The following is a 7643-nucleotide window of genomic DNA, read 5'->3' as shown; positions in this document are numbered from 1 at the left end:
ATAATCGTGCCAGTATATCGTAGGTTGGTTTTCGTAATATGTTGGTTCGCTCATTCTGTCTCTTAGCCCTTTATTTATGCGGGTTTTTACTGCGCTTTCATTTGTTCTTGTATTTTCGAGTATGTTGCAATCTGCGCATTGTGTGTATAGTATCGTGTATAAATTTTTTGCTAACTGTGTATAAAAAATTAAATGGCGATCAGCGACACCAAATTAAGAAAGCTGCTAGATAAAAATCAAACACCTTGCGTATTATCGCACAGAGATAGTTTAAGTGTAAGGGTATCAGCTAAAGGCACAATCACATGGCAATACCGTTGTCGTGTTGATGGCAAGCAGGTCATTATCTCGCTTGGCCGTTATCCTGGTTTAACCATTAAACAAGCACAAGACTACATACCCCATTTTCAAAACTGGCTCAGCCAAGGAAAAGACCCACGCATAGAGCTAAAGCTCATGCGCAATGAAGCCAAAGGTTTACCAACCATGGCTAAAGTAGCAGCTGATTGGTTAGAGAAAAAAGTACCTGACCTAAAAGATAAAACCCAAATCCTTTATACACATCAAGTCAGCAAATGGGTTGTGCCATTTTTAAATGATGAAGCCAAGCCACTTGATCTAATGACCATCAAAGATTGGATAAAATACTTTGATGATGTAAAAGCACAGGGCAGCGCTAAAACCGCAGGTGCAATATTAGTACGTATAAAATCTATAATAGGGTGGGCTGAAAAACGCGGTGATATAAAATCATTCAACCCAGTGTTAACCTTAAACGTAAACGATATTGGCGAGCAATCATCGGTAGGTCAGCGAGTAATGCGCTTTGACGAAATTGCAAAACTTTGGATACAAATTGAAAGCTCAAAAGCCACGCCAGCAACCAAAGCATGTTTGCAGCTAATTTATATAACAGGTGCACGGCAATCAGAGGTTCGTTTAGCCAAGTGGGAACATTTCGATTTTGAAAACAACATTTGGACAGTACCACCTGAAAATTCCAAAACAAATAAAGCCATCCGCCGGCCAATATCAACCAAAATGAAAAGCATCTTAGACACCCTTGCCATGGTATATGGTCGCAGCGGGTATTTAATACCGGGCAGCAAACCAAACAAACCAATGACCACCCACAGCATTAACCGCTATTGCTGTAGAATGTGGGATCACCTGTTTGAAAAATACAAAACGCCCAAGTTCCTACCACATGACGCTCGCCGTTCAATATCAACACTATTAAGTGAAAACGGTGTAGCACCGCACGTAACCGAAAAAATGCTAGGCCACACAATGCGCGGAGTAATGGCCGTTTACAATAAGCATGACTGGATAAAAGAGCAGGCTGAAGGGTATGAACTTTATTCTAAGCTTATTAAAGGTGCTGTATTAAAAGAGTTAGAACATTCTAATCAATGAAGTAATAACATTTACAACTCAAGTTCAAGTTAAGTTATTATTATCAGGTTAGCGAAGAAAATTTATCTGATACGAAATCTCGCTAAGCACTTCATTTTCTTGTAATTGACCGTTATCACTAAACATGTCGTCAAGTATTTGCTGCGCTTTACTGTTTTTCTCTTTCCAATCATTATAAAGGTAAACTTTTTCATCAACTAGTATTGAATAGTATGGTCTTGGTTCTCCATTAATTAACTCAAAAATGAATGCAGAATGTATTTTAAGTTTACTCTTGGCGGGTAACTTCAAGCATAAATTATGACCATTTTGATTAGCTACAGAAGGGTAAACCCACCCATCAAAATTATCAAAGTCATAAATTTTTTGAGCAATTACACTACTAATTAAATATGAGAGCGAATTATTTTGTAAAAACATTGTTTTGAGAAAATTGGTTATAAGGTTGATTTTATTATTTGTATCTTCGGGAAAATTACCCAATAAGTCATCAGAAAAGCCAATTCCCATAACATTAATTGGTTCTATAGCTTCATATCGTACCATCAAGCCAAAGTTATTTTCTTTAATGCCAGCTTCTTTCATAGGGGTCATAATTTCACCGGGTGATATATACAGTAGCTGTTGTTTTGGCTGATTTAATCGACCGTATTTAATTTTATCTTGAGGGGGTTCCCAAAAGTCAGTAAGTTTCAATGCTTCTGTTTTTGGGTCTAGATCTCTAGCGCGGTAAAAAATTCCACCTTTTTTATATGTACGACTCTCACCTTTAAAGCAAGAAAGTTCTATGCCATTTATATCTACTACCAAAATTTTTTTTAACTCATCATAGACTTCTTCCTCCGGCAATTTAGGAAGAACGTTTTCAAGTTCAGTTAGTTTAGCTTTAAGTTCTGCAACAGAAATTTTAGAAAACGCGAGTTCTATGAGTTTCTTGTATTCTTCGGACATATGTAAACCTTTAATAATTTGATGTTAATGTATAGATTCATACATTTATACACTACTGTACCTAATAAGCGCAAAAAGTTTCATATTGTACCTTCCATTGAGTGCCGTATAATGCAAAATGGAATTTTTAGCATATTAATTATCAGTTTCTTACTAGTTATAAATAAAAAGGCATAAATGAATATTTTAAATAAAGTTGACTCAATTCGGCTTACAGCAAATGATAAACTAGACCCTTCAAAAAAGGGCGAGTTAGGGCAGTTTTACACTGCAGCACCTATATCTATATTTATGGCTTCACTCTTTGAAACTATAGAAGGTGATATACAGTTATTAGATCCTGGTTGTGGGCCTTGTTCACTGACTGCAGCATTTACTGATGAAGTTATAAAACGTCAATCAGTTACAAAAATGCGTGTAGACATGTATGAAGTTGAAAAATTAATTGAAGATCAAGTCTTAGAAAGTGTAGAACATTGTGTCAATGAGGCAAAAAGTGCCGGAATTGAGTTTAAGCATTCACTAAATTTTAAAGACTTTATTGAAAACTTCAGTCGTTATATAAAAGATTATAGTGATGAAAATGTTGAGCCAATTGAACAATTTACTCACGTAATAATGAACCCACCATATAAAAAAATAGCTAGCTCAAGCGATCATCGAACTTGGTTAAGAGATGTAGGTATCGAGACTGTTAATTTATATTCAGGTTTTGTATCTCTAGCGCTTAAAAGGCTTGTACAAGGTGGCGAATTAGTCGCAATAATACCTCGTTCATTCTGTAATGGTCCATATTATCAACCATTTCGCGAGCAAATATTAAAAGAAACAGCCATTAAACACATACATATATTTGATAGCAGAAATAACGCATTCGCAGGTGATGCAGTACTTCAAGAAAACATCATCATTCACTTAGTTAAAGGTGAAGAACAAGGTCCAGTAAGGATTACATCAAGCCCGGTTGCAGATTTTCATTTAGATGAAGAGTCAAGCACCGTAACCGCTTCTGATATGACAACCAGAACCGTTCCTTTTACTTCAATTGTTAATCCAAACGACCAACAGCAGTTTATTCATATAGCAGCGAATAATCGCGACCAATTAATAATAGATAAACTAGCAACATTCACAACAGAGCTTAAAGATTTAAATATTCAAGTATCCACCGGACCAGTTGTTGGCTTCAGAATGCGTGATGACCTGCGCCAAGATATTGAAACTGGCGCGGTCCCACTAATCTATCCTCAACACTTAAAAGGCGGTGTAAATTGGCCTATTGATAAAAAGCCTAATGCTATTTTTGTTTCAAATATATCGAAACCATGGCTATGGAAACACGAAGGGCATTTTGTAATTGTTAAGAGGTTCTCATCAAAAGAAGAAAAGCGCCGAATTGTTGCAACCCCCTACGATAGCTGTTTATCAGGTGACATGATTGGATTTGAGAACAAACTTAACGTATTTCATTCTAATAAAGTAGGTATGGATAAACAGCTAGCACTTGGGCTTTATGTATATTTAAACTGTTCACTTTTAGATAAATATTACAGGCTTTTCGGTGGACATACACAAGTTAATGCAACAGATTTGAGAACAATCAAATATCCAAGCGCTGATATGCTTCGCGCAATTGGCTCACAGGTTGAAAGTACTAAATTAACACAAAAAGAAATAGACCAGCTAATAGAAAAGGAAATCTCAAAAATGACCGGTGATGAGAATAATAACCCGCTAGCAGGGCAAGATAAGCTTGAGCAAACCTTAGAAATATTAAAATTACTTGGTATGCCAAAAGCCCAACAAAATGAGCGTTCAGCACTTACATTTTTAGCGCTACTTAATTTACATCCAGAGGGTAACTGGCAAGATCTAGAAAAGCCTATGCTAGGCGTTACACCAATTATGGATTGGTGTCGTGACGTATATGGTAAGGAATATGCACCAAATACGCGCGAGACATTCCGTCGTCAAACGTTGCATCAGTTTGTTGATGGAGGTCTAGTATTATATAACCCAGACAAACCTGATCGCCCAGTTAATAGCCCAAAAGCTTGCTACCAAATCACACATGAGTTATTTGATATACTACTGACCTTTGATACTCCAAAATGGAAGAAGAACCTTAAGACCTGGCTAAGCCAGCGCGAAACATTGGCTGCTCAATATGCAATGGAACGCGAAATGCAAATGATCCCATTAACGTTAGATGACGGCACAAATATCAAGCTTAGCCCTGGCATTCATAGTCAATTAATACATGATATTGTTGTTGAGTTTGGACCTCGATTTGCACCTGGTGCTGAAGTTATTTATCTCGGTGATACTGGCGCAAAAGAAGACTTCTTTAAAAAAGACCGGCTAGCAGAGCTAGGTGTAACAGTTGACCGAAAAGGAAAACTACCTGATGTGGTTTTATATTGGCCTGAACGTGATTGGTTATTATTAATAGAGTCTGTAACGAGTCACGGCCCTGTTGATGGCAAGCGACATAGTGAATTAGCCGAGTTGTTCAAGCATTCTAATCCTGGCCTTGTTTATGTAACAGCATTTCCAGACAGGAAAATAATGGGTAAATACCTAGGAGATATTAGCTGGGAAACTGAAGTGTGGGTAGCTGAAGCGCCAACACATATGATTCACTTTAATGGTGATAGATTTTTAGGGCCTCATTAATTTTTTGTATTTTGGATTAATAAACTTTAGGAAGGAATTTATGTCAGAGTTACAAGACCAAATCGACCAAGCTAGAATGACGGTGCATACGGACTCATACCCTATGTCTATCGGTGAATTAATTAACTTATATGATGATGGTGAAATTGATATTCACCCTGAATTTCAGAGAGTATATCGTTGGTCTGATAGTCAAAAAAGTAAGTTGATTGAATCAATTTTGTTAGGAATACCACTTCCATCTATTTTTGTTGCCCAAAGGCAAGATGGTATCTGGGATGTAGTAGATGGGCTTCAACGTATTTCTACTATCTTATCTTTTATGGGTAAATTAAAGGATCCTTCAGGAAATTTACTTCAACCTTTATCTTTACAACCTACTAAATATTTACCTGCTTTAGAAGGTAAAGTTTGGGAAGACAGACATAACCCGGATAGTGAAATTGATATTGAAATTAAGCGAGTTTTTAAAAGAGAAAAGCTAGACATAAAAATTATTAAGAGAGAGAGTGAAGGGGATACGAAGTTTGAGTTATTCCAAAGACTCAATACTGGAGGTTCAAAATTATCAGATCAAGAAGTTAGAAATTGCATGCTATTGATGCTGAATGAAAGAGCCTATATGTGGCTAAAAGAGCTGTCAGAAGATGAAAATTTCATATCTTGTACTCCTATCTCAGAAAAGCAAAAAGAAGAATGTTATAACTTAGAATTAGTATTAAGGTTTATAATTCATCGATATGCATGTGATGATCTTAAGAAAGAAAATCAGGATGTAGCTCCATACATAAATGCCGAAATGCACCGTCTGTTTAAAGAAGATTCTGACTTAGACTATGATGCGGAAAAATCTGTTTTTCATGAAACTTTTAGCTTACTCAATAAAGCCCTTGAGGATTCGGCTTTTAAAAAGTTCAATATTCAAAAAGGAAGACATGAAGGAGCTATTTCACTGCCAGTGTTTGAAGCAATGACAGCTGGTGCTTCCAAATTAATTGAAAGAGCTACAAAAACAGAACAGGAGATCTTAGATAAGATAAATGAGGTAAGTAGAGCGTTACCTGAACAACAAAAGTTTACAGAGGTAGTTGTAGAAAAAAGAGCAAGACCAATTGATCGTATGACTGAAATGGTAGCTTTGGGCGAGGAGTTGATGCAGTGAAAGTGCGCTCCTTAAATGAGCTGCAAGATAAGCTTCAAGAAGATTTAGCTTGGAGGAGGCGAGAGTTTACAACTTTAAAATTTATGGTTTCTGAATCAAGAAAACATCAAAAGGATGTATTACTTAGATCCTCTATTGCACTTTTATACTCTCATTGGGAAGGGCACATAAAACATTGTGCTCTTGTATACATATGCTATCTAAAGCAATTAGCCCCTAAATATAAAAACATGCAAGATAACTTCTTTCAGTTGAGTCTAGGCAATAAATTTAATCAGGGATTTTCTATTAAAAAGTTCCCATCTCAAAAAGAGATTTTTGATTATATTTCTTCAGGTTTAGAAGAGAATTTTGATGTTAATGAAACCGTTGTAATTGATACTGAATCGAACTTAAAGTATGCAGTTATTTACAATATATTATCTCAGTTAGGCTTAGATACATCAGTTTTTGAGTTAAAAGAAAACTTTATAGATTCTAAATTACTCAAATGCAGGAATTCAATCGCCCACGGAGATAAAGTTGGAGCACAAGAACTTTTAGAAACTTATAATGAGCTTGAAGCTGAGTTACTAGAAATGATTACCACGTTTCAAAATTTAGTTATAAATTCAGCTGAAAACAAAAGCTACTTGAAGCAGCCAGATTAGCCCGCAAATGCGGGCTTTTTGTTTTTATAATCTGGTCAGTTAAAGTGACTTACCCGTAAATATGACTTTCCCAACCAACGTGCAATTACCATTAATTGGGATTAGTTGCTCTGGCCAGTTGGGGTTGGCGGCTTTTAAAAATTTGTGTCCACTTTCGATAATGAGCTGCTTGAATGTGGCTTGGTTGTCGTCATCTAGGCGGGCTACTACGTACGAACCGTGGATGCATTCGGCTTCAGGGTCTACAAAAATCAAATCACCTTCATAAAATTTAGGCTCCATGCTCACACCTTGCACTTTTAAAACAAAAGTTAGATCACTGCAATTAACAGGGCACATATAACGCTCTGCATCATACGCTTTTATTTCACTTATTTCTGACCAAGCACCTGCTTGTACCCAGCTGATAAGTGGGGCTGTAGCTTTAATTGATGGGCCTGCTGATACATTGCTGTTGATGCCTTTGCTATCAACTATACCAAACCGTAAATATTCAGGAGTGCATTGCAGTGCTCGTGCTAATGCTTCAATGTTGCGCGGGTTTTTAGTATCGCCTTTCTCTAATTTTTGTATTGAGTTTTGTGCCACACCTACCAACTCTGCTAGTTGATACTGGGTTAAATCTAGAGCTTTCCTTAACTTTTTAACGCGGTCTGCAATATCCATATTATCTCCAAAGGTTTTATTTTTAACACTTTAAGTGTGTTCTATAAAGATTATCACAACTTTAAGTGGTTTTGGTCAAATCGCTATTATTGGTTTTATTTTTAATAATACAACCAAAAGTG

The 7643-nt window shown here is 36.4% G+C and carries 6 protein-coding genes; 4 read left to right on the top strand and 2 right to left on the bottom strand.

Annotation, left to right across the window (positions count from 1 at the left end; genetic code table 11):
- Positions 1-192: 192 nt before the first annotated feature.
- Positions 193-1416 (top strand): site-specific integrase, encoded by a 1224-nt coding sequence (locus tag H5154_RS21915; protein ID WP_182719619.1) that lies wholly within the window; start codon positions 193-195, stop codon positions 1414-1416.
- 48 nt (positions 1417-1464) lie between these two features.
- Here H5154_RS21915 and H5154_RS21910 read toward each other — a convergent pair whose 3' ends face one another.
- Positions 1465-2367 (bottom strand): hypothetical protein, encoded by a 903-nt coding sequence (locus H5154_RS21910; protein WP_182719618.1) that lies wholly within the window; start codon positions 2365-2367, stop codon positions 1465-1467.
- Between the two features lie 177 nt (positions 2368-2544).
- On the opposite strand from H5154_RS21910, the gene H5154_RS21905 reads away from it, so the two are divergent.
- From H5154_RS21905 to H5154_RS21895, 3 genes are read left to right on the top strand one after another with little or no spacing between them, the layout of a single operon-like run.
- Positions 2545-5043: a BsuBI/PstI family type II restriction endonuclease gene (locus H5154_RS21905; protein ID WP_182719617.1), complete on the top strand. Its 2499-nt coding sequence runs from the start codon at positions 2545-2547 to the stop codon at positions 5041-5043.
- A 40-nt stretch (positions 5044-5083) separates the two neighbouring features.
- Positions 5084-6205 (top strand): DUF262 domain-containing protein, encoded by a 1122-nt coding sequence (locus H5154_RS21900; protein WP_182719616.1) that lies wholly within the window; start codon positions 5084-5086, stop codon positions 6203-6205.
- A complete protein-coding gene (locus H5154_RS21895) occupies positions 6202-6855 on the top strand; it encodes an MAE_28990/MAE_18760 family HEPN-like nuclease (RefSeq protein WP_182719615.1) in 654 nt (217 codons plus the stop codon). The genes H5154_RS21900 and H5154_RS21895 overlap by 4 nt, the downstream gene beginning before the upstream one ends.
- Positions 6856-6894: 39 nt before the next feature.
- Here H5154_RS21895 and H5154_RS21890 read toward each other — a convergent pair whose 3' ends face one another.
- Positions 6895-7521 (bottom strand): LexA family transcriptional regulator, encoded by a 627-nt coding sequence (locus H5154_RS21890; protein ID WP_182719614.1) that lies wholly within the window; start codon positions 7519-7521, stop codon positions 6895-6897.
- Positions 7522-7643: the final 122 nt, after the last annotated feature.

This window comes from Pseudoalteromonas sp. SR44-5 (genome assembly GCF_014163675.1).
Taxonomy (GTDB): Bacteria; Pseudomonadota; Gammaproteobacteria; order Enterobacterales; family Alteromonadaceae; genus Pseudoalteromonas; species Pseudoalteromonas rhizosphaerae.
Note: the sequence above shows the minus strand (reverse complement) of the source record. Positions and strands in the feature narration are given on the sequence as shown.